This is a genomic window from Kitasatospora arboriphila (assembly GCF_039528095.1).
In the GTDB taxonomy this organism is placed as follows: Bacteria; Actinomycetota; Actinomycetes; order Streptomycetales; family Streptomycetaceae; genus Kitasatospora; species Kitasatospora arboriphila.
Genome location: NZ_BAAALD010000035.1, coordinates 1 through 20,388, shown reverse-complemented (window position 1 = coordinate 20,388; position 20,388 = coordinate 1). Strand labels below are relative to the sequence as shown.

General features: G+C 71.5%; 24 protein-coding genes and 2 pseudogenes. 12 read left to right on the top strand and 14 right to left on the bottom strand.

Going from position 1 to position 20,388, the window contains the following annotated elements; translation table 11 throughout:
- Positions 1–56: 56 nt before the first annotated feature.
- The 3 genes from ABD353_RS19085 to ABD353_RS19075 form a co-directional block, all read right to left on the bottom strand.
- The gene (locus tag ABD353_RS19085) at positions 57–1,397 is read right to left on the bottom strand and encodes an MFS transporter (protein ID WP_344624838.1); all 1,341 of its coding nucleotides are present in this window, start codon (positions 1,395–1,397) and stop codon (positions 57–59) included.
- A complete protein-coding gene (locus ABD353_RS19080; protein ID WP_344624897.1) occupies positions 1,394–2,047 on the bottom strand; it encodes an ArsR/SmtB family transcription factor in 654 nt (217 codons plus the stop codon). Before ABD353_RS19080 ends, ABD353_RS19085 begins: the two co-directional genes overlap by 4 nt.
- Positions 2,048–2,253: 206 nt before the next feature.
- A complete protein-coding gene (locus tag ABD353_RS19075; RefSeq protein ID WP_344624837.1) occupies positions 2,254–2,484 on the bottom strand; it encodes a helix-turn-helix domain-containing protein in 231 nt (76 codons plus the stop codon).
- 338 nt (positions 2,485–2,822) lie between these two features.
- Between ABD353_RS19075 and ABD353_RS40470 the strand changes: the two are divergent.
- Positions 2,823–3,104 (top strand): annotated as a pseudogene (locus tag ABD353_RS40470) (hypothetical protein); the annotation flags it as partial.
- Between the two features lie 93 nt (positions 3,105–3,197).
- Here the strand turns inward: ABD353_RS40470 and ABD353_RS19070 are convergent.
- Positions 3,198–3,593 (bottom strand): cupin domain-containing protein, encoded by a 396-nt coding sequence (locus ABD353_RS19070; RefSeq protein ID WP_344624836.1) that lies wholly within the window; start codon positions 3,591–3,593, stop codon positions 3,198–3,200.
- A gap of 52 nt (positions 3,594–3,645) precedes the next feature.
- On the opposite strand from ABD353_RS19070, the gene ABD353_RS19065 reads away from it, so the two are divergent.
- A complete protein-coding gene (locus ABD353_RS19065; protein ID WP_344624835.1) occupies positions 3,646–4,638 on the top strand; it encodes a GlxA family transcriptional regulator in 993 nt (330 codons plus the stop codon).
- Positions 4,639–5,262: 624 nt separating this feature from the next.
- Here the strand turns inward: ABD353_RS19065 and ABD353_RS19060 are convergent.
- Positions 5,263–5,457 carry a hypothetical protein gene (locus tag ABD353_RS19060; protein WP_344624834.1) on the bottom strand — a complete coding sequence of 65 codons (195 nt, stop codon included), beginning with the start codon at positions 5,455–5,457 and terminating at the stop codon, positions 5,263–5,265.
- 670 nt (positions 5,458–6,127) lie between these two features.
- Between ABD353_RS19060 and ABD353_RS19055 the strand changes: the two genes are divergently transcribed.
- A complete protein-coding gene (locus ABD353_RS19055) occupies positions 6,128–6,475 on the top strand; it encodes a MerR family transcriptional regulator (protein ID WP_425555198.1) in 348 nt (115 codons plus the stop codon).
- A gap of 404 nt (positions 6,476–6,879) precedes the next feature.
- Here the strand turns inward: ABD353_RS19055 and ABD353_RS19050 are convergent, their stop codons facing one another.
- Entirely contained in the window at positions 6,880–7,110 is a 231-nt protein-coding gene (locus tag ABD353_RS19050; protein ID WP_344624833.1) for a DUF6296 family protein, read from the bottom strand.
- Positions 7,111–7,710: 600 nt separating this feature from the next.
- Here ABD353_RS19050 and ABD353_RS19045 point away from each other — a divergent pair.
- Positions 7,711–8,988, top strand: a complete 1,278-nt coding sequence (locus ABD353_RS19045; protein ID WP_344624832.1) for a hypothetical protein — start codon at positions 7,711–7,713, stop codon at positions 8,986–8,988.
- A 17-nt stretch (positions 8,989–9,005) separates the two neighbouring features.
- On the opposite strand, the gene ABD353_RS19040 is transcribed toward ABD353_RS19045, so the two are convergent.
- The 8 genes from ABD353_RS19040 to ABD353_RS19005 form a co-directional block, all read right to left on the bottom strand.
- Entirely contained in the window at positions 9,006–9,440 is a 435-nt protein-coding gene (locus ABD353_RS19040; protein ID WP_344624831.1) for an ATP-binding protein, read from the bottom strand.
- A gap of 134 nt (positions 9,441–9,574) precedes the next feature.
- The gene (locus ABD353_RS19035) at positions 9,575–10,369 is read right to left on the bottom strand and encodes an STAS domain-containing protein (protein WP_344624830.1); all 795 of its coding nucleotides are present in this window, start codon (positions 10,367–10,369) and stop codon (positions 9,575–9,577) included.
- Positions 10,370–10,517: 148 nt separating this feature from the next.
- Positions 10,518–10,703, bottom strand: a complete 186-nt coding sequence (locus tag ABD353_RS19030; RefSeq protein WP_344624829.1) for a hypothetical protein — start codon at positions 10,701–10,703, stop codon at positions 10,518–10,520.
- 47 nt (positions 10,704–10,750) lie between these two features.
- Positions 10,751–11,119, bottom strand: a complete 369-nt coding sequence (locus ABD353_RS19025; RefSeq protein ID WP_344624828.1) for a helix-turn-helix transcriptional regulator — start codon at positions 11,117–11,119, stop codon at positions 10,751–10,753.
- A 163-nt stretch (positions 11,120–11,282) separates the two neighbouring features.
- A complete protein-coding gene (locus ABD353_RS19020; protein ID WP_344624827.1) occupies positions 11,283–12,236 on the bottom strand; it encodes an NmrA/HSCARG family protein in 954 nt (317 codons plus the stop codon).
- A 653-nt stretch (positions 12,237–12,889) separates the two neighbouring features.
- Positions 12,890–13,144: a hypothetical protein gene (locus ABD353_RS19015; RefSeq protein ID WP_344624826.1), complete on the bottom strand. Its 255-nt coding sequence runs from the start codon at positions 13,142–13,144 to the stop codon at positions 12,890–12,892.
- 39 nt (positions 13,145–13,183) lie between these two features.
- Positions 13,184–13,453, bottom strand: coding sequence for a heme oxygenase-like domain-containing protein (locus ABD353_RS19010; protein WP_344624825.1), 270 nt, complete (start codon positions 13,451–13,453; stop codon positions 13,184–13,186).
- The gene (locus ABD353_RS19005) at positions 13,428–14,126 is read right to left on the bottom strand and encodes an HSP18 transcriptional regulator (protein WP_344624824.1); all 699 of its coding nucleotides are present in this window, start codon (positions 14,124–14,126) and stop codon (positions 13,428–13,430) included. The genes ABD353_RS19010 and ABD353_RS19005 overlap by 26 nt, the downstream gene beginning before the upstream one ends.
- Positions 14,127–14,235: 109 nt before the next feature.
- Here ABD353_RS19005 and ABD353_RS19000 point away from each other — a divergent pair, with 109 nt between their 5' ends.
- The 8 genes and pseudogenes from ABD353_RS19000 to ABD353_RS18965 form a co-directional block, all read left to right on the top strand.
- Complete coding sequence (locus ABD353_RS19000) at positions 14,236–14,670, top strand: Hsp20/alpha crystallin family protein (RefSeq protein WP_344624823.1); 435 nt, start codon at positions 14,236–14,238, stop codon at positions 14,668–14,670.
- 240 nt (positions 14,671–14,910) lie between these two features.
- Positions 14,911–15,183: an STAS domain-containing protein gene (locus tag ABD353_RS40465; protein ID WP_425555197.1), complete on the top strand. Its 273-nt coding sequence runs from the start codon at positions 14,911–14,913 to the stop codon at positions 15,181–15,183.
- Complete coding sequence (locus ABD353_RS18990) at positions 15,131–15,538, top strand: DUF2267 domain-containing protein (protein ID WP_425555196.1); 408 nt, start codon at positions 15,131–15,133, stop codon at positions 15,536–15,538. Before ABD353_RS40465 ends, ABD353_RS18990 begins: the two co-directional genes overlap by 53 nt.
- 60 nt (positions 15,539–15,598) lie before the next feature.
- On the top strand, positions 15,599–15,997 hold the full coding sequence (locus ABD353_RS18985; RefSeq protein WP_344624821.1) for a DUF2267 domain-containing protein: 399 nt from the start codon (positions 15,599–15,601) through the stop codon (positions 15,995–15,997).
- Complete coding sequence (locus ABD353_RS18980; RefSeq protein WP_344624820.1) at positions 15,994–16,134, top strand: hypothetical protein; 141 nt, start codon at positions 15,994–15,996, stop codon at positions 16,132–16,134. Before ABD353_RS18985 ends, ABD353_RS18980 begins: the two co-directional genes overlap by 4 nt.
- 196 nt (positions 16,135–16,330) lie before the next feature.
- Positions 16,331–18,607, top strand: coding sequence for a catalase (locus ABD353_RS18975; RefSeq protein WP_344624819.1), 2,277 nt, complete (start codon positions 16,331–16,333; stop codon positions 18,605–18,607).
- A 211-nt stretch (positions 18,608–18,818) separates the two neighbouring features.
- A complete protein-coding gene (locus tag ABD353_RS18970) occupies positions 18,819–20,003 on the top strand; it encodes an alcohol dehydrogenase catalytic domain-containing protein (RefSeq protein WP_344624818.1) in 1,185 nt (394 codons plus the stop codon).
- A 165-nt stretch (positions 20,004–20,168) separates the two neighbouring features.
- Positions 20,169–20,388 (top strand): annotated as a pseudogene (locus ABD353_RS18965) (hypothetical protein); the annotation flags it as partial.

Genomic DNA, 20,388 nt, shown 5'->3' with positions numbered 1-20,388 from the left:
GAAGGAGGGGTGGGAGGGAGAAGCAAGCCAGATGGTCCACCTCCCTCCCGTCGACGTCATGTCGCTACACTCGCACTGCCTTGTGAGGCGCCTTCCTCGGAATGCGGCATGAGGACGTCCCGCCCGCGCGCATGGTCCATCTCACGCCATTCCGGCCGCAGGCCGGCCAGATTCGTGGTGAGGAAGTACGCGGTGCCGCAGGCGAGCAGCACCGGCACGAGTCCGGCGGCGGTCACCGCCGCCCCGGCGAGCAGCCCGCCGAGAGGGATGCCGGCGCAGGACAGCGAGTCGCCGAGGGCGTTGACCCGGCCCAGCATCCGGCGCGGCACCCGCTCGACGAGGACGGCCCCCAGCACCGGGTTGACGAAGCCGGCGCCGAATCCACTGACCGCGAAGACGGCCAGTACCACCCCCGGCGGGGCGTCGAAGGCGAGGACCAGGAACCTCGGCGCCCCGGCCAGCAGGAACCCGGCGAGAACCACCAGCCGCCGCCGCAGCCGGTGCGCGACCACCGCGGCGATCAGGCTCCCGCCGACCGCCGCGGCCCCCATCACGCTGCCCATCAGGCCGATCGCGGTCGGCCCGTTGCCGGACTCCTTGGCCCAGACGGGTACGAGCACCGAGGTGATCGCCGCGTCCAGCAGGTTGGTGATGCCGCACATGACGATGACGGTGAGCAGCAGCGGCTCGCCGCGCAGGAAGGTGAAGCCTTCGCCGAACCGCCGCCAGTAGCCGGGTCCCGTTTCCCCGGCCTGGGAGGGGGCTTCCTCGACCGCGTGCCCCATGCCTCGAGGCAGTGCGAGTTTGATGATCACCGATCCGAGGGCGAAGCAGCCCGCGTTGACGGCGAGGCCGGTGAGGGGGCCGAGCAGCGCCACCAGGGCTCCGCCGGCCGCCAGGCCGACGGTGGATGCGAGCCGTTCGATCACACCGGCCAGACCAGTGGCCCGCTCCAGCGGTACCCGGCCGCGCTCGGCCGCTTCCGGGACCATCACCTCCTTGGCGAGGTCGCCGGGCCCCCGGGCCGCGCCGATCAGCGCGACCAGAACCAGCAGAAGGGGAAAGGTCAGCAGGTCCAGGGCGTGGAGCAGGGGGACCGCGGCGGCGGCGGTCGCGCTGGCCAGATCGGTGGTCCAGGAAACGGCCCGCGGGCCGATCCGGTCCACCAGCGGCCCGGTGAACGCCTTGACCACCACGTAGGGCGCCATCTCGCAGAAGGCGACCAGTCCGGTCCGGGTGGCACTGCCGGTCGTGACGAGGACGAACCAGGGCAGTGCCACAACGGAGATCCGCGTGCCGGTCAGCGACACGACCATGGCTGCCAGCACCCCGCTCAGCGGGCGTAAGGACCTCCTGCCGGATGTGATGCCGCCGGTCTTCGAGGCGTCGTCGGTCATGACGTCGGGCTTCCTTCCTCTTCCTGAGCGCCGGAAGGGAGCGGCGACGCGGCAGGCGCATCCGGTTCGGGCAGGATCTGCGTGATGACGCCGACCCGCTCGGCACCCTCCGGGGCACTTGTCGCCGCCTCGGGCGTGTCCCTGCGGTACCGGGAGACGACGGCCCTCAACTCCCGCTGCAGGGCGACGGCCTCTGCGGGCGTGAGCCGCAAGGCCCAGTCGCTCATGTCGAAGGTGTCCCGCCACGCACGGGGCATCGTCTGCAACTCGTTCAGCGTCTGCTGAGTGCGCAGGGTGTAGGTGGTGGCGACGGATTGCAGGAAGGCCAAGGTGGCCTCGGGCTCTCGATCGGCCAGCTCCCGGTCGTTGAGCTCCGTCATCCGATGGACCGAGCGCCACCAGCGCTCTCGCGCGTTGCCGCGCTCGGCGTCCTCCTCGACGAAACCGGCCGCGCCGAGCTGGCGCAGGTGATAGCTGGCCGTCCCGGAATTCACGCCCAGCCGCTCCGCGAGACGGGTGGCTGTCGATGGGCCGTACTTCCGCAGCAGCCCCACCAGCTGCACACGCACCGGATGCGCCATGGCACGCAGCCCCTTGGCATCCAGGACAACGGAGTTCTCTTCAGGGTCCGGGCCCTCTGGCCCCTTCATCGCGTCGGTCACACCGCACAGACTAAACCGCAAAGAGTTCTTCGCAAAGAGTTCTTCGCGAAGAAGTCTTTGTGATCTGCTGCGTGCGCGAGATCCCCGTGCTCATCCATCGACCGAGCAGTGCACCGCCCCGGACGGCCCCGCGCCAACGCGGATCGGCCCCGCCCGCGGGCAGCGCGGGCGGGGCCGACCGGGGCGGGGTGCGCTCAGGCGGCCCGGTGGCCGGCGTCGCGGCCGACGAACTCCAGCCGCAGCAGCGGCTCGTTTGTGACGACCAGGACGTTTACGTCGAAGGCGTGGCCGAGGCGCTGCAGGATGTCGGGCGTCGGGTGGACGGCGGAGTTCTCGATCTCCTCGACCTGGTCCTCGGTGATGCCGACCGCCTCGGCGAGCTGCTCGTGCCGCCACCCGCGCTTCACGCGCTCCTGGTAGACCACGCCGGCCAGCGCCGCGCAGCAGGGTCCGCAGCCCGCCCGACGTGGAGAACGGCGGTTCGGTGTCCATGAGGGCGGGATCGGTGAAACCCCGCGGAAGGTGCTGCGACGCGCTGAGCAGTTGGCCGGCCAGGCCGGCCAACCGGGATCCGGGGCCCGGTCGGGGAGGGCTGCGGACCGGCGGAGCAGGAGTTCGTCCGCGCCCGGGGCGCTCGGGCCGAGGCTCTCGAAGTGCGCGGTGAGCGGCTTGAGCAGGCCGCGGAAGTCCTCGCCGGTCTCGACGGTGTTCGGTGACCGCGTTCACCTCGTGAGGCCAGGACTGCGGTGGCCACCACGCGTTCGCCCTGGAAGTCATCCACGGGAGGCGGGGCAGCTACCGCCAACGCCACCGGGACGACACGGAGGACCAGATCGGGTTGCCCGGTCTGGTCCTCAACGCGCTCGTGCTGATCGACACCCGCTACGTGGCCACCTCACCCAACTCCGCACCGCGGGCGCCGAGGTGTACGACGCGTCTCCCGGCATTCCCCGTTCGTGCGCCACCCCCAGCCGGTGCTGCTTCCAGCTTCCCGCCCTGCCTGGCGGAACGGGCCCCTGCACGTCCGGACACCGCCGAGGGTTGAGTCCCGCGCCGCTCTCGCCGGGCAGTCGGTGAACGAAACCAACACGGCGGCAGACTGACGCCAGGGGCGGTGACGGGTCCGAAGCCCGTCAGGTCAGGTGCCGAGTGCATGTCCGGTCGTTGAGTCGACGTGCTCTGGGATCTCGTCGTGGTGATCGCCCACGGTCGGCGTCCCGGTGGGCTCGAACATGAGGATTGCGGCGCCGGACGGAGCATACGGCTTGTGCTCCGTACCTCGGGGGACGGTGAAGACCGCCCCCTGGGGGAGCAGGACCGTGCGCTCCCCGGCGGGCTCGCGCAGGGAGATGTGCAGCTCGCCGTCGAGTACCAGGAAGAACTCGTCGGTGTCGTCGTGCACGTGCCAGATGTGTTCGCCCTCGACCTTGGCGATGCGAACGTCGTAGTCGTTGACGCGCGTGACGATGCGGGGGCTCCACAAGGCATCGAAGGAGGCCAGAGCCTTGCCGAGGGGGATGGGTTCGCTGCTCATGGGCTCATCCTGAGCCGTTTCGCTCGACCGCCGTGAGTGCTAGGAATCGCACATGTCGAAAGAATCCTCGCACGCAGCTCACGCGGCGGGCGCACACCGGGTGGTCGTGATCGTGGACGAGAACTCGAACCCGTTCGAGCTCGGCTGCGCGACCGAGGTCTTCGGTTTGCGCAGACCGGAGATCGGCCGTGATCTCTACGACTTCAAGCTCTGTTCCCCTGAGCCCCGCACCCTGATGCGAGACGGATTCTTCACGCTCACGGGAGTCGCCGACCTGGAAGCGGCCGACGCTGCGGACACCTTGATCGTCCCCAACCGCCCGGACACCGAGGTGCCCCGCCGTCCCGCCGTGCTGGATGCCGTCCGGCGCGCGCACGCCCGCGGTGCGCGCCTGGTCGGCTTTTGCAGCGGCGCCTTCACACTGGCCGAGGCCGGAGTCCTCGATGGGCGCCGGGCCACCGCGCACTGGCAGTGGGCGGATTCCTTCCGCGCCCGTTTCCCCTCTGTCCAGCTCGAAGCGGACGTGCTGTTCGTGGATGACGGTGACATCCTCACCGCGGCAGGAAGTTCAGCTGCGCTCGATCTTGGGCTGCATGTGGTCCGCCGCGACTACGGCGCGGAGGTCGCCAACTCCGTGAGCCGGCGGTTGGTCTTCGCGGCGCACCGGGATGGTGGGCAGCGGCAGTTCGTGGAGCGCCCCATGCCCAACCTGCCGGAGGAGTCCTTGGCGCCTGTTCTGGCCTGGGCCCAGGAGCGGCTGGACTCACCGCTCACCGTGTCCGGCCTTGCGGCGCGTGCGGCGGTCAGTCCGGCGACCCTGCATCGCCGCTTCCGGGCGCAACTGGGCACGACGCCGCTGGCGTGGCTGACGGGGGAACGGCTTGCTCTGGCGTGCCGGTTGATCGAGCGAGGTGAGTCCCACTTCGAGGCGGTCGCGCGGCGCAGCGGGCTTGGCACCGCTGCCAATCTGCGCACGCTGATGCGCCGAGAGACCGGCATCACGCCGTCGGCGTACAAGCGCCGGTTCGGTCCGGAGGCGAGTTGAGGGCAGACATCCTGGTCGACGGGCTACGTGTGCTTCGTCGTCCGCTCCCGCCACGGGCGAGCGGGCTTGTCGGCTTCGAGAATGCCCCGGGAGAGGGCTTGAAGAGCGGCGGAGGCTCTCCGTCTTCTCTTGCTGCAACCTCGCCATCAGCGCGGATGTCCCGAGGCGAGTGCCAGTCGGCGACTGCGACGGCGGCACCGCCGGTCGGCGCTCGCCGACTCCAACGGACGCGCCAACGCGCCGTCAGCCGGTCGGGGCGCCCGGGAGCAGGGATGCCGGTGACCCGTAGGCGTCCAAGGCATCGCGACCGGCAGCCGCTTCCCAGGGGCCGTTGGCCGACGTTCCCATGAATCGCCGGGGCGTGCGGGTGAGGACGGAGTGCCGACCGCAGGAACAGCAGCAGATCGTTGCCGAAGGCCTCGGCCAGGCCGACCTCGTCACCGTGGCGTGACCCGGGACCGGGTGCGGGCCGAGACCGTCGTGCCGGATCTCACCATCGGGCGGGCATCCGCGCCGTCGCCGCGGCCGGCCAGGACGAGTGCGCATCCGCAGCGGCCACGACGCCAGGCGCAGGATCGACCTGAACACCTGGCCGCGCAGGTCCGCGAGCCCGGTCGGCGAGGGTCAGCTCTGCGTGCGGTTGCCGGACGGGCGGGCGGTGTCGAGGGCGTCGCGCAGGGCGTACAGGTCGGTGATGGTGGCGAGTTCGGCGAAGCGGGCCAGCAGGCGGCGGACGGTGCGGTCGTCGCCGTCGCGTACGGCCTCGGTGATCGCCTCGATCAGGGCCGTCTGTCCGTCCCGGGCCGTCTCCGGTGCCACGGGTGCCGGGTGTTCCACTGCCGCCTCCCCGCGCGGTGTCGCTCGTTTCTCCCGCGGCGCGGTGGCGGCTCGGGGGTTGCCGCCGCAGCGCAGCGGGAGAGTACCTCACTCGCGGGCGCGGCAAAATCTATGCGCGCCGGAGTAGACATTGCTCGTGGGTGGGTCTAACGTTTCTCTCGTAGACAGCAGTCGGCGATACCGGCCAGACACGAACTGGCCGGGGTTGTTGGACAGAAGTTCGCAGTTCGGTCCGGCGGCGGAGTTCCGAAGCCAGGCAGATGCAGGACGGCGACGGGGCTGGCTGCCGGACCGGGTGGCCCGCAGGTATCAGGGGCTGCCACCAGCGGTACTCGCAGTACGCAGTTCAGCAGGTGCAGTACCAGCAGTACGACAGTGACAGGTCAGTACAGAGGATGAACGGAGGGCGCAAGCGCCATCAGGATCGCCCGGCCCGTGAACACTCGCCGGGCGGACACCGCAGACCCCAACGCAAGGACGGTGGTTTCCGGTCACGCATACGCGATCCCCGCACACCCCCTCCCCCGGGGCAGTGCGGAAGTAACAGGACCGGCCTCAGGCCGGTAGATGGTGTTGTTCCCCTTCGGGGCCCCGGAGCCGACACGGCCCCGGGGCCCCTCGACGCGTTCTCCCCGAGAACCAGAGAGGTGCAGTGACTACAACGGCCAGCCCCGACACACCCGACAAACTCGACGACGACGACTACCCCGCCTACACCATGGGCCGCGCCGCCGAGATGACCGGCACCACCCCGGGCTTCCTGCGGGCCCTCGGCGAACACCGCCTCATCACCCCACTACGCTCCGACGGCGGCCACCGCCGCTACTCCCGCTACCAACTGCGCATCGCCATGCGCGCCCGCGACCTCGTCGACCAGGGCACCCCCATCGAAGCCGCCTGCCGCATCGTCATCCTCGAAGACCAACTCGAGGAAGCCCTGCGCCTCAACGAACAACTCCGCCGCTCCCGGCACGACCAGGAGCCCACTGCGGACACCTGACCGGACCGGCAACCTCGCCTACAGCCGCGGGCGGAGCCTATGGACAGGCGCTGCAGGCTCCGTCGCGCGCGCCGTGTCCGTTTCGTCAACGCGGTGCCCTGGACGAAACCGCCCGGCCAGAGCGGACTCCAGCTGGTCGAGCAACTGCCTTCCGTAACTGGCGCTGCGCCTCCAGGACGGTCTGCTCGACGGGAACATGCCCATACGGGGCAGCCTGGCGGCGGTCCGCCGCGGGGCTCCGGTGCGGCTGGGCGCGTGCGGTGGGTGCGGTCGCGGAGGGGGCGGGCGGGGTTGGCGTCAGCGGGAGGCCAGGAGTGCAGGGCCGCCGGAAGCCGCCGGCGGCCCCTGTCCGTTCGGGCTGGCCGAGTGTGGGGCCTTTGGTCGAGGGGGCGACGGGCCCCGGTTCAAGGGAGCGGTTCGGCGTGGAGGGGGCCGTGGTGGAGCGGCGTGGGGGTGAGGAGTCGGGCGGTGCCGTGCTCGGTGATCTCCATCTGGAGGCGGCCGGTTTCGTCGGTGTAGATCATGTGGCCGCCGGGTCCGGTGCGGCCGGTGGTGGTGACGACGATGCCGGTCTGCGGGGCGTGGCTGCCGGGGCGGCCGGGCAGGACCACCAGGTAGCGATGCACGAGCGCCATCAGGACGGCCCTTCTTCTCCTGTGTCCTCGTGGACGCCGGTGATGCCACGACCCTACGCCCGCCGGCGGTATGGACGGGCGGGGGCGGCTCTTCTCGCTTTCGCGGTCCGCCCTGCTTTCACCCGTGCGGGTCAGGCCAGGACGCACTCGAGGCGCAGCGAGAGCGATGCACCGCAGTTGTGCTGCTGCCCCCGGCCGATGCGGAAGACCTCCCCCTGCCCAGCGGCCCGAAGTCTGGAGAGTCGAGGGGCTCAGTGATCGTCGCCCGGCAGAAGCTCTGTTAGGGATCGGGTCCGTTCCGCGGGCAAGCCCGCGACGGCCGTGCCCAGCGGTTGGCGAGGACCGGCCACGTGATCGACAAAGGCCGCAGCGGTTGGGGCCGATGCGAAGGGCGACGATGCCGAGTCGCCAACGGACAAGACCCACCGTGGGAGAACCGGGTGCGCGGTCATGACCCGGTTGTAGATCGAGCTGCCGCTCGGGCCGGGACCGGTGTCATTGAAGTTTGACTGTCTGCCACTGAACTTTGACGGCCGGCATCAAGGCCTTGCGTCGATATCCGATGGCTACATGCCTGTGGGCCGGGCAGGGTTTGCAATGATGAGCGATGAAGACGAGATGCGCTACGCCCCTTTCGACTCGGTCGAGGGGCTGCTGCAACGAGGCCGCGGCCTGGGAGCCGTGCTTGCGGCGACGGACCCGGCTGTGGCCACCCCGCATGTGGACGACGTGCTCCGACGTGACTGGCGATGGGACGAAGTCGACGACCGCTCCCGCTATCTGGCGCGGCTGATCCGGGACCTGGAACTGTCACCCGCCCCGGCCATCGATCTGCTGACCGGCTCCGAGCGGGACTGCGAGCGCGCCACCGGTGTGCTGGAACTTCTCGCGCTCGCCGGATCGGACGAGAGCCGGGACGCGCTGCGGTCCTACATCCGCAAGGGCGCGCACTGGGTCCGCGTACTGGAGTCGGTGTCGGACCTGTGGCCGGTCGAGTGGTGGGAGGACCTGGGTGACGTTGCCCGCGCCCGGATCGGCGCGGAGGAGGAATCGCCGTGGTTCTTCGAGCCGTGGACCCGCTTCGGGATCGAGATACAGCGTCCTGTGTCTCGGCCGTCCCGGTCGGACCTGTCCACCTGGGGCGAGGCTGAGCTGCTCGCCGTCCTGGCCGATGCCCGCGTCGGCGACGGCCGCAAGAGCGCCGTACTCGGCGAACTGGCCCGGCGGGCGCCGACCGAAGGACTGATCCCGCTTGTGCCCTCGCTCGGCACCAATGACGGCAGGTCCCCGCTGCCGCTGCTCCGGCAGGCAGTGCAGGACCTCGGCGGCCTCGCCCTACCGGCAGCACGCCGCTGGGCGGCGGACGAGCAGGAGTGGCTAGCCGCACTCGGCGCAGAGATACTGGCCGACCACATGGGCCCGGAGATCATCCCGGAACTCGTGGCCGAACTCGCCAACCAGTGGCGCACCCGCGCCTGGTGCGGACCCGACCGCACGGCGAAGCGACTGACCCGCTTCGGTCCCGCAGCCGCCGAGGCGGCACCACTGCTCCAGCGGTTCTGGCTGCGCACCCCGCACTCGTACGAGCGACCCGCTTATCTCAAGGCGCTGGCCGCCATCGCACCGGCTGGCCTGGAAAAGGCCCATGCCGAGTCGCTCTGGGACTGCGAAGACCAGGCACGGCTGCTGGCGATCGCCCACGCTCCCGGCTCCACGCCGGTCCTTGAGCAGATCGCGGCACTGCGCGACGACCCGATGGAGGATCCGGAGGTCAAGGCCGCCGCCACAGAGCGACTGACGACGGGCCAGACCTTTATCGGTGAAGAATCCCGTCGATCACCTGCCGGTGGTCACGCCACCGCCTGCACTGACACATGATCTGTGCCGGACAGTGCCTAGTTGTCCAGGAGCGGGTCGGGGTCCGCCAGCGCGGCGCGGCGCGCTCGTTGAGGATCCGGTGCAGCTGCGCAACGGGAGCTCCGGGACGGTAGGGAGAGGTCGGCCCAGACGGTCTTGCCGCCATTGCCGTCGAGGGTGCAGCCCCAGTCGGTGGTGATCCGGTCGACGACGACCAGGCCGTGCCCGTGTGGCACGTGCGGCCGGTGCGGTTCCACCCGGTGCGGTGGGGTGGGGCTGGGGTCGGTGACGGCGATGCGCAGCCGTTCGGGAGTGCGGTGGAGCTGGAGGACCAGCGGGCGACCGGCGTGCTGGGCGGCGTTGGTGAGGAGTTCGGCGGCGACGAGGACGGTGTCGGCGGCCACTTGACCGGCGGTGGTGGGCAGGTGCCAGTCGGCGAGGGCGGTGCGGGTGAAGTCCAGGCCCTGGCTCACGCACGCTGCTTTGTCGCCGGGCAGGAAGTCCAGTCGACGCCGGTCCGACACGACGGGATAGGGGGAGGGGCACATGGCGGTTCCCGGTAGAGGGACGAATCTCCGACCTTGACGTCTGCCCCGACCCGTGCGCTCTACGCGCCGGAGGCGGGCGGTTCCTCGCGGTGCCGGGCGGCTTGTCCGGCTGTGGCGTAGACGGGGAACAGCCCTACGGTGTCGGTGATCTCCAGCACGCGGCGCACCGCGGCGGTGGGCGCCACCAGGACCGTCGGTACTGCCAGGTCGGCTGCCGCGATCCGGGCTCGTAGCAGGGTGTTGAGGCCGCCGGAGGCGAGGAGGTCCACGCCGCTGAGGTCGACCGCGAGCACGGTCGGGAGGTCGCCGAGCGCCGTGTCGAGGGTTCGTTGCGCTTCGTCGGCGGTGCCCTGGTGCAGGTCTCCGGCGAACACGCACACCACCGCGGGGCCGATGCGTCTCGTGCTGGTCTTCAACTCGCTCGACATGGCTGCGCGCTTTCCAGCGGGAGGGGACGGCCTGTCGGGGCCGTACAGGGCGGCGCGGACGCTGCGGCGGGCCGTGAAGAGGTGGTCGGTGCCCGTGATCTTCAGCAGCCTTTCGACGTGGGCGGGAGGTGCGGCGATCACGAGCTCGACGTCGGCTGCCTGCGCGGCGAGGCGGGTTTTGAGCAGGGCGTTGAGGCCGGTGGAGTCGCAGAAGGCGAGGCCGGACAGGTCGACGATGAGCCGCGGCGGGCGGGCTTCGACGGCCGTGCCGAGCGCGTCCTCCAACGCGGTGCGCTGGTCCTGGTCGATCTCGCCGGCGAGGTGGAGGATCAACGCCGTGCTCGCAACGTCCGTCGAGGTGATCCGCAGTGTGCGTGTGGTGCCGCGGCGGGTGGGGGCGGGCGGCGGGAGGTGCAGGGTGGTCATGGCGCGCTCCCTTCCGGTCGAGTCGGCTGTCGTTTCGGAGGGTTCGGCCCGTCCAGCGGTCGGCGGGTGCCGGTGCGGCTGGTTCGGGGCCGGGTCGGTCGCTGCGGGAAGGCCGGGGTCGTGCGGTCGGGTCACCGGGTGCCGGTTCTCATCCCCACCACCTGGTGACGCCGTCGTGGGGCCGGTACTCGGCGGCCCGGTCCTGTTCGACCGCGCGATCGAGTTGGAGCAGGAGGTTCAGGGCGGCGCAGGCCAGGTCCTTCAGCTCGGCGAGCTTGGTGATGGCCGCTGCCGGCAGGGTGTCGTCGCTGGTGATCGTGTGGTCGTCTGTCATCGGTGGTCTCCCTCCCCGCGGTCTGAGGGATGCGGTCGGTGGCTGGTTCAGGAGCGGCCGTCGTGGTCGCGCCGGTCACCCGGGTGGGTGTCGCGTCCGCGGTCGGTGCCGGTGGGCGGCGAGAGGTCGGCGAACAGCTCCAGGAAGCCGGCGATCTCGTGCTGGGCCTCGGCGGGATGGCGGAAGTGTGTGTGGTGGGTGACCTGGTAGTGGTTGCGGCGGCCGTGTCGGCTGCGGGTGAGGTAGCCGGCGCTCTCCAGGTCGGTGATGACCGCCTGCACGGCCCGCTCCGTCACTCCGCACGCGGCGGCGAGATCCCGTACGCGCACCTGCGGGTCGCGCGAGATCATCAGCAGCACCCGGGCGTGCTGGGTCAGGAACGTCCAGCTCGTGCGGGGCTCGTGCTCGTCCGCCACAAAACAAGTATGAACCCGAATGCCGGTTTTGCCGGACATGGATTCTTGGTGACCATGAGGCCGGCGGGCCACCGGTGCCGGGAAGACGCCGTTCTCGTGGCTGAGATGCCGGTTGGCGGTGCGTGTTCGCGCTCCGAAAGCATGGCGATGGTGGACTGCCCGGTCACGTCCAGGCGGCACGGAGCCGGTCGGTGTGGGCGGTGAGCCAGGTGGCGAAGGACTGCAGGTCGGGGTTGAGTTCGCGCACGGCGTCGAGGTCGCGGGCCGAGGTGAAGCGCTGCTCGCAGTCCGCGTAGTACTGGAACATGTTTCCGGCCTCGTCCGCGCCGGGAAAGCCGAGCGCGCGGAACTCGTCCGGGCTCAGCGGCTCGTACCGTACCGGCACGCCGACGGCCTCGGTGAGCTTCGTGGCCATGTCGGCGAGCGGGACGTGCTCGCCGGCGATGCTGACGGTGGCACCGATGAGGTCGCTGCCGCGCTTCAGGACGGCGAGCGCCGTCTTGCCGATGTCGTCGACGGCGATGCCGGACAGGCGGCTGCTGCCCATCGGGAAGACGAGCCGGAGCGAGCCGTCGTCCTCTCGGTGGGGGCTGAAGGCGCCGTAGAGGTTCTCCCAGTAGAACGTGGTGCGCAGGAAGGTGGTGGGCACGCCGGCGTCGGTGAAGTACCGGTCGGCCTCGGCCTTCGCGTCGAAGTGCGGCACGTTGTACGAACCCTGCAGGACCGGCATGCGCGGGTCGTCGAGCGGGATGCACTCGCGCGTGTCCTCCAGCGTGGACCAGACGGCGTGCTGCACCCCGGCGTGCCCGGCGGCGTCCGCCAACGCCCGGGCCTGGTCCTGTTCCCGTTCGGCGGACATGTGCTCCCAGAAGTTGGTCACCAGGTAGGCGCCGTACGCGCCCTCGAAGGCCGCTCCGAGAGTGCCGGGTTCGTCCATGTCGGCCCGGACCACGTGGGCGCCGAGCCGCTCCAGTTCCCGCGCGCCGTCGGAGTCGGGATGGCGGGTGACGGCTCGGACGGTGAACCCGCCGGCCTCGTCCGCGAGGACCGCCCGGGCGAACCCGCCGCCCTGCTGTCCGGTCGCTCCGAACACTGTGATGATCTTCTTGCTGCTCACGGCATCCTCCTGACCCGCACCCTGGTGCGGGCGCAACAGTCCCAGCGCACCCCAGGTCGTCGTTCACGGCAAACCGAGCACCGCTGTTCAATCACGAGGCGCTGCGCAACGCCGGGTTCCGGCGTGGACGGCCTGCGCGGGCGGGCGCCCCGTGCAGGCCCCCGATGCACTGTGCCGGTCAGGCTGTGCCCGGTCGCGGAAGGCGGAGGATCTGTTCCGCGAGGGCGAGGCCCGGGTTGTGCCGGGCAGCAGCCGACCGGGCCGCACCGGTCACGGCGCCTCGGTGCCCGCCGCCGGGGGCCCGGGTTCCTCTCGTCGTCCGCTTCGGCCCCGACGTCCGCCGGTGTGGGAGCTGTGACCGACCGCTCCTCCGCGGACCGCTTCCGCGTCTCCTCGTCGGGCTCGACGGGGTCGTCGTCGGAGGTGGTCATCGAGCCGTCTCCGTCGGAATGCAGACCTGCACGCCACACGCGACAGCCACCAGGCGGCTTCCCCCGTCGGCTGCGGCCGGCGTCCGGGCGATCGGCGACATCGTCACGGGCGCGCCGCTCAAGCACGTGGCCAATCGGGAGGGTGGGGCCCCGACCCGGCCGGCAGTCGTTCCGGATGTCGGGCGCGGCTTGTCCGCAGCTTCGCCGAGGCAAGTGGCATGGTCAGGACGCCGGGCTCGCTTCGGAGGTGAGCAGCGCGAGGAGCTGAGGGCGGTGGAGGGCGGCAACGGGCTCGAGAGGGTCGGGGTGGCGCAGCAGGGGTGTGGCGTGGGTGTCGCGTTGGGAGGGGAGGATCGGGCGCCGAGGGTCGCCGGCGATCCCGGTGTGGTCGGTGGCTGTGAGGGCCTGGTGGGTGCGGGCGGCGAGTGCGGGGTCGGCGAGGAGGCAGGCGGCCCAGCTGACGACGGTCTCATCCATACGGTGTTGTCCCGCTGACCGGTGGTGCGGTCTCTCCCGTCATGCCGGTACGGCGGCTTGGTGGCTGCCGACCGGTTGCTGCGGCGGGGAGGTCGGAGGGTCCGCGGGCGTGGGGGAGGCCTGCGGGGGCCAGGGCCGGTGGGCGAGGTCGTGGCGGAGGGCGTCGAGTCTGGCCAGGCAGGTGTCGATGGTGGCGATGGCCGCGCTGCTGTGCTCGTGGATGCGGCGTTCGATGGCGGCGAGCCGGTCTTCGATGTGCTGCCAGCGGGCTTCGGTGGTGGTTTCAGGTGCGTCGTCGGTCGCTGTCATGGCGGAGGCGGTCGGTGCGGTGGGCGAGGGTGTCGAGGCGGTCGGTGAGGTCGGGGTGGGCGGCGCCGAGGTGGGGTCGCAAGTCGGTGAGGGGCGCTATCAGGTCGGCCGGGTCGGGTGCGGCGAGGGCGGTGGTGAGTGCGGTCAGCGCCGGGCGGGCTGTGGGCGGGAGGCCGGGTGCCGCGATGACCTGGGCGGCAAGTACGCGCAGGTCGGCGGCGTTGTCCCGGGCCCAGGCGGTGACGGCGCGGTCGGCGGCCCGGCGGTCGCGTACCGCCTTGACGCGTTCGGCGCCTGTCACCTCGGTGGCGCCGGCTCTCGTGCTGGGGCGCAGGCGCAGGTAGCGGTTCTCGGCGGCCTGGCGGCTGGCGACGCCCATGGGCCGGGCGAGGTCGGCCCAGGTGGCTCCGCCGGCGCGGGCGGTCTCCACCAGGCCTGCTTCCCAGCCGGCGAGTTCGGTGCGCAGTTCACGCAGCAGTACCAGCGCGGCCAGGGCGGGCTGCGGTCCCTCGTCCGGTGCGCCGGGGCCGGGCCCTGTGGGGGGACCGGGGTTCTGGGCGGTGCGGACGGCGTCCTCGATGGCGGCGAGCGCGGCGGCGGCGGCGAGGAACGACGCCGGTCCCGTCGGTTCGCCGCCGCCGCCGGTGGCGGGCGGGCCGGGCCGTCTACCCATCCGTGTCACTCCTTCGGCGACTCAGGGGTTTGTCATCGGATGGATGACATGTTAGAACAGATTCAGGTGAAGCGCACTGGCACCCATCGATCAGTGGAGGTGTTTCGCGATGCTGATGCGCACTGACCCGTTCCGCGAGCTGGACCGTCTGACCCAGCAGTTCCTGGGCACGAACGGCACCTGGTCGCGGCCGGCCCCGATGCCGCTGGACGCCTGCCGTGTGGGCGACGAGTACGTGATCTGTTTCGACCTGCCGGGGGTGGACCCGGAGGCGATCGACATCGACGTCGAGCGGAACATGCTCACCGTGAAGGCCGAGCGCCGCCCGCGCCACCAGGGCGAGGACGTGAAGTGGGAGCTGTCCGAGCGTCCGCTCGGTGTGTTCTCCCGACAGGTCATGCTCTCCGACACCCTCGACCCCGCCGGGATCAGCGCCGACTACGACGCCGGCGTGCTGACGCTGAAGATCCCGGTCGCGGAGAAGGCCAAGCCGCGGAAGATCGCGATCAGCCACGGCGGCGGCCGCAAGCAGATCCAGGCCTGACCCACCCGAACCGCCCCGGACGCCGGTGTCCCGCAAGGTCTCTCCCCCCGCCGACGCGGGGCACCGGCACCCACGGCCCACACCCGGCCCGCACCGGTGGGCTCAGGGCGGGCCGTAGAGGTGGGACACGCCCAGCTCGACCGCGCCGCCGTTGTGACGGTGAAGGACGACATCGACGATGCCACCGCCCCGCAGTAGCGCCGCATCCCGGCGCGGACACTGCAGGCCGATCGGGACGTCGTGCTCGACCTCTCGGAGGCTACGTTCATCGACTGCACAGCCCTGGGCGCGCTCGTGGCGTCCCGCGACCCGGCCGGCCGACAAGGTCGCCGACTCGTCCTGCGGGGAGCCGGGCCGTGCGTGGTCGGGCTGCTCCGTCTCACCGGCCTCGACGGCTACTTCGCCGTGGAACACAGACCCGCCGTCGGTACGGCCGCTTGCACGCAACGAGGAGAGACCCATGGTGACTCTTCGATGGGAAGCGTTCCTGGACCGCGTCCGGGAGCGCGGTGAATACGACACCACCGACGACGCCGAGCGGGCGGCGCGTGTCGTGCTGGCCCTGCTCGGCGCGCACCTGGTCGGCGACGTGCGCGCAGAGCTGGCCGCCCGCCTGCCCGAGACCCTCGCCCTGATCCTGCTCAACCCGCTGCAGGCCGCCGAACCGCTCGACCCGGACCGCTTCGTGCGCGCCACGGCCGCCTGGATCGACGGCGCCACCGAGACCACCGCGCTGTGGGACATCGGCGCCGTCCTGAGCACCGCGGCCGACGCCGCCGGCGACGACCTCACCGAACGCGTCCTGCTGCAACTGCCGCCCGGCTACGACATCCTCTTCGGCCGCCCCCAGCCCGGCCAACGCCCCTGAACAAGCCGAGTGCCCGCCGCCCACCGCTCGCAGGCACCCACTCCCGGAAGGCCACCGCCCATGACCCGGCACCGCCTCCTCCTCCAGCAGGTCCGTACCCTCGGCCGCTACAGCGACGACGAGGAAGCCCAGCGCGTCCTCGACACCGTCCTGGCCGTCCTCGGCTCCCAGCTCACCGGTGAGGAGCGCTGCGACCTCGCCGCCCTCCTTCCGGAGCGGGACCGAGCCGTCCTCGCCTCGCAGATCCCGCTGCCCGAACCGGCCACCGCCCCGGCCTTCGTCGAGGCCGTCGCCCGCGCCCTGCACACCAGTCTCGCCTGTGCCCGCTGGGACACCTCCGCCGTCCTGGCCGCCCTCACCGACGTGGCGGGCGAGGAGCTGACCGACCGACTGCTCGCCCGGCTGCCCCGCGGCTACGCGCTGCTGTTCGGTCGGGCCGACCTCACCGTTGCGGCTTGACCCGGGACGGCACCACCAGCGTCGGCCACCCGGCCGCACGGCGTGGCAAGGGCCGGCACCGGCACCGGGCCGCGACATCCGGGTCCGAGCCCGGAGCCACGGTGGTGCGCCGCGACATCCACGAGGGCAAGGTGTAGTCGGCCCGGCCCTACCCGGCGCTCGCAGACACCGGCACCTGCGCCGGAGCTCACCTGCGGGCCGGGGCGGGCAGGAGACGCCATGGTGCGCGCTCGGGTGCGGGGCTCCGGACCACTCGTTTGCGCGGCGAGTCGTTTGGCGGCGGGGATCCGGGGTTACCCGGCATGGGTTAGAGGAGCCCCCGAGGAGGACGACGTGGCGGAGCCCGGACCGATGAAGAAGATCGTGGACAGAGTGGTGGAGGCCGCGGAAGGCATTCCGTCCGGCCAGCGACCGCGGATGCCCGGCGCGCCGAGCACCGAGCCGCCGCAGGTGGCGGAGCCCACCGAACCGAGGGCGCCGTTGCCCCCGAAGCCGGATCAGTTGGCGCCCGCCCCGCTGTCCGCCGCCGGACGGGACACCGGCGCGCCCGCGGACGCGGCCTCGCAGAACGGCGGCTACCTGACGACCGCCCAGGGCGTTCGGCTGCCGGACTCGGACCACTCGCTGAAGGCCGGCCCGCGCGGTCCGGTGCTGCTGCAGGACCACCACCTGCGCGAGAAGATCATGCACTTCGACCACGAGCGGATCCCCGAGCGTGTCGTACACGCCCGGGGCGCGGCCGCCCACGGCGTGTTCCGCGGCTACGGCACCGCCACCGGCGTCAGCAAAGCCGCCTTCCTCCAAGAAGGGGTCGAGACGCCGGTGTTCGTCCGGTTCTCCACCGTTCTCGGCTCGCGCGGCTCCGCCGACACGGTCCGGGACACCCGCGGCTTCGCCACGAAGTTCTACACCGGCGAGGGCGTGTTCGACCTGGTCGGCAACAACATCCCGGTGTTCTTCATCCAGGACGCGATCAAGTTCCCCGACGTCGTCCACGCCGCCAAGCCGCACCCCGATCGGGAGATCCCGCAGGCGCAGTCCGCCCATGACACGTTCTGGGACTTCGTGTCCCTCCACACCGAGGCCACCCACCACACGTTGTGGAACATGTCCGACCGGGGGATTCCCCGCTCCTACCGCATGATGGAGGGCTTCGGCGTCCACACGTTCCGCCTCGTCAACGCGGAGGGCGCAAGCACGCTGGTGAAGTTCCACTGGAAGCCGAAGGCCGGCGTGCACTCCCTGGTCTGGGAGGAGGCACAGCTGATCGCGGGCATGGACCCGGACTTCCACCGCCGCGACCTCGCGGACGCCATCGAGGCCGGCAGCTTCCCCGAGTGGGAGCTCGGCATCCAGACCTTCCCCGACACCCCGGAGCAGACGTTCGCAGGCATCGACCTGCTCGACCCCACGAAGATCGTCCCCGAGGAGCTCGCCCCGGTTCAGCCGATCGGCGTGCTCACCCTGAACGCCAACCCGACGAACTTCTTCGCCGAGACCGAACAGGTCGCCTTCCACCCCGGCCATCTCGTCCCGGGCATCGACGTCACCGACGACGCGCTGCTCGCCGGCCGGCTGTTCTCCTACCTTGACACGCAGATCACCCGGCTCGGCGGCCCGAACTTCGCGCAGATCCCGATCAACCGCCCCCACGCCCCCGTCAACGACATGCTGCGCGACGGCTTCCACCAGGACGCCGTGCACTCCGGCGTCGCCCCCTACAAGCCGAACTCGCTGGACGGCGGCTGCCCGTTCTTCGCCGGGCCGGGCGAGCACGCCTTCATCGAACACCCGGTTCCGATCGCCGCCGCGGCCAAGGTCCGCGAGGCGCCCGCGACGTTCGCCGACCACTTCAGCCAGCCGCGCCTGTTCTGGCTCAGCCTGAGCCCCGTCGAGCGCGAACACGTCATCGCCGCCTACACCTTCGAACTGTCCAAGGTCTACGAGCAGGCCATCAAGGAGCGGGTCCTGACCGTCCTGGCCAGGGTCGACGAGGTGCTCTGCCGCGAGGTCGCCCAGGGGCTCGGCCTGCCTGCTCCCCAGGCGCCGGCCGGCGCCCAGGTCGAGGTGGCGCCGAGCCCTGCCCTGTCCCAGGTCGGGCAGCGGTGGCCGGCCACCGGCCGGGTGCTCGGCATCCTCACCGCCACCACCAGCGACGTGGGCGTGGTGCGGCAGCTGCGGGAAGCCGCACGCGACGCCGGGCTGATGCCGTTGATCATCGCACCCACCGGGGCGCCGCTGGCGGACGACCTCGCCGTGCAGCGGACCTATGCCGCGGCCCGGTCCGTCGAGTTCGACGCCCTCCTGGTGGCCGGCGCGCCCACGCGCGGCGCCGACGACCACGGCGCCCGGGACGCCAAATCCGGCGCCGTCGCCGGCGGCCAACCGGCCCTCGACTCCCGCGCCGTTCTCTTGGCCAACGAGGCCTACCGGCACGCCAAACCTCTCGCCGGCCTTGCGGATGCCCGGGCCCTGTGGGCAGCGGCGGGGGTCGACCCGCAAGCGCCCGGCGTGTTCACCGGGACCGACGCGGCACGGGCCGTCTCGGCCCTGGTGGAGCAGCTCGGCACGCACCGGGTCTGGGAACGTTTCCCGGCAACGGCGCACTGAGCCCTCGGCTGCTCATGGCCACGCGCGTTCACGTCTGCGGCCGGCGCCGGAGCCGTCCCTCCGGCCCCGGCCGCAGACTCTCGCGGCGATCCGCCCCCGGGGGCCTGCCCGGACCCTCTGCCGTCGCGGCGCCGGAGTTGCCCGTTTCGCGGACCGGGCCGTGGAGAGACGCGGGGACGGTGAGATCCGTACGGCCCCGCGAGGAGTGACGATGAAGGCCTTGACCTGGCACGGCAGGCGGGATGTCCGTGTCGACACCGTTCCCGATCCGGCCATCAAGGATCCGACCGATGTGATCATCAAGGTGACCACCAGCGGACTGTGCGGATCCGACCTCCACCTCTACGAGGTCCTCGGTCCCTTCCTCGACGTCGGTGACATCCTCGGCCACGAGCCCATGGGCATCGTCCAGGAAGTCGGGCCCGAGGTCACCGCCGTACGCGCAGGCGACCGGGTGGTGATCCCGTTCAACGTGTCCTGCGGGACTTGCCACACCTGCGAGCAGGGCCTGCACTCGCAGTGCGAGACCACCCAGGTACGCGCGTACGGCAGCGGGGCCTCGCTGTTCGGCTACACCAAGCTCTACGGCCAGGTTCCCGGTGGGCAGGCCGAGCTGCTGCGCGTCCCGTTCGGGAACAACCTGCCGATCATGGTGCCGCACGGGCCCGAGGACGACCGCTTCGTCTTCCTCTCCGACGTGCTGCCCACCGCGTGGCAGGCCGTCGAGTACGCGGCCGTGCCCGAGGGCGGCAGCCTCGTCGTCCTGGGCCTGGGACCGATCGGCGACATGAGCTGCCGGATCGCCCTGCACCGCGGCGCAGGGCGAGTGATCGGCGTCGACCTGGTCGGCGAACGCCTCACGCGGGCGCGACGCCGGGGCGTGCACGTCCTGGACCTGGCCGGACACGGCAAACACCTCGCCGACGTCATCCGTGACCTCACCGACGGCCGCGGACCGGACGCGGTCATCGACGCGGTCGGGATGGAAGCCCACGGCTCGCCCGGAGCGAAACTCGCCGCCCGGGCCACCAACCTGCTGCCGAGCACCCTCGCCGCCAAGATGATGGAACACGTCGGCATCGACCGCCTCCACGCCCTGCACCTCGCCATCGACATCGTGCGCCGCGGCGGCACCGTCTCCCTCTCCGGCGTCTACGGGGGCCAGACCGACCCACTGCCCCTGCTCACCATGTTCGACAAGCAGATCCAGCTGCGCATGGGCCAGGCCAACGTGCACCGCTGGGTCGACGACATCCTCCCGCTGCTCACCGACGACGACCCGCTCGGCGTCGACACCTTCGCCACCCACCACGTCCCGCTCACCGAGGCGCCGGGAGCGTACGAGATGTTCCAGAAGAAGCAGGACGGTGCCGTGAAGGTGCTCTTCAAGCCCTGAGCACCCGCCTCGCTCGACTGCGACCCCACCGACCCCGAGACCCCGCCGGCTCCTCGACGCAGTGCACGACCGGTTCGGCCCGCTCGACATCCTCGTCAACAGCGCCGGAACCGTCCAGGTCGGCCCCCTGGAAGCGCTGCGCGGACAGGACTTCCGCCCCAGGCCGTGGAGACCGTGTACTTCGCGCCGCTGCGCCTCACCCCGGCCGCGCTGCCCGATCTGAGGGCCGGCAGCGCCGGCACCGTGCTGCCCGTCCCGTCGGTCGGCGGCCGGCCCCCCGCCGGCACACCTGAACGACCGCTGGGTCTACCGGCCGGAGGCGGTCGGTCTCTCGCGGTGCCGGGCGGCTTCCTCGGCGGTGGCGTAGACGGGGAACAGCTCTGCG

Excerpts from the sequence above, each read along its gene's own strand:
- ABD353_RS19035 (WP_344624830.1), bottom strand. The coding sequence starts at position 10,369 with ATGACCACCCTGCACCTCCCGCCGCCCGCCCCCACCCGCCGCGGCACC.
- ABD353_RS18990 (WP_425555196.1), top strand. The coding sequence starts at position 15,131 with ATGGTGACTCTTCGATGGGAAGCGTTCCTGGACCGCGTCCGGGAGCGC.
- ABD353_RS19010 (WP_344624825.1), bottom strand. The coding sequence starts at position 13,453 with ATGACAGCGACCGACGACGCACCTGAAACCACCACCGAAGCCCGCTGG.
- ABD353_RS18970 (WP_344624818.1), top strand. The coding sequence starts at position 18,819 with ATGAAGGCCTTGACCTGGCACGGCAGGCGGGATGTCCGTGTCGACACC.
- ABD353_RS19085 (WP_344624838.1), bottom strand. The coding sequence starts at position 1,397 with ATGACCGACGACGCCTCGAAGACCGGCGGCATCACATCCGGCAGGAGG.
- ABD353_RS19065 (WP_344624835.1), top strand. The coding sequence starts at position 3,646 with ATGTCGAAAGAATCCTCGCACGCAGCTCACGCGGCGGGCGCACACCGG.
- ABD353_RS19005 (WP_344624824.1), bottom strand. The coding sequence starts at position 14,126 with ATGGGTAGACGGCCCGGCCCGCCCGCCACCGGCGGCGGCGGCGAACCG.
- ABD353_RS19070 (WP_344624836.1), bottom strand. The coding sequence starts at position 3,593 with ATGAGCAGCGAACCCATCCCCCTCGGCAAGGCTCTGGCCTCCTTCGAT.
- ABD353_RS19080 (WP_344624897.1), bottom strand. The coding sequence starts at position 2,047 with ATGAAGGGGCCAGAGGGCCCGGACCCTGAAGAGAACTCCGTTGTCCTG.
- ABD353_RS19015 (WP_344624826.1), bottom strand. The coding sequence starts at position 13,144 with ATGGATGAGACCGTCGTCAGCTGGGCCGCCTGCCTCCTCGCCGACCCC.
- ABD353_RS18985 (WP_344624821.1), top strand. The coding sequence starts at position 15,599 with ATGACCCGGCACCGCCTCCTCCTCCAGCAGGTCCGTACCCTCGGCCGC.
- ABD353_RS19030 (WP_344624829.1), bottom strand. The coding sequence starts at position 10,703 with ATGACAGACGACCACACGATCACCAGCGACGACACCCTGCCGGCAGCG.
- ABD353_RS19045 (WP_344624832.1), top strand. The coding sequence starts at position 7,711 with ATGAGCGATGAAGACGAGATGCGCTACGCCCCTTTCGACTCGGTCGAG.
- ABD353_RS19000 (WP_344624823.1), top strand. The coding sequence starts at position 14,236 with ATGCTGATGCGCACTGACCCGTTCCGCGAGCTGGACCGTCTGACCCAG.
- ABD353_RS19050 (WP_344624833.1), bottom strand. The coding sequence starts at position 7,110 with ATGGCGCTCGTGCATCGCTACCTGGTGGTCCTGCCCGGCCGCCCCGGC.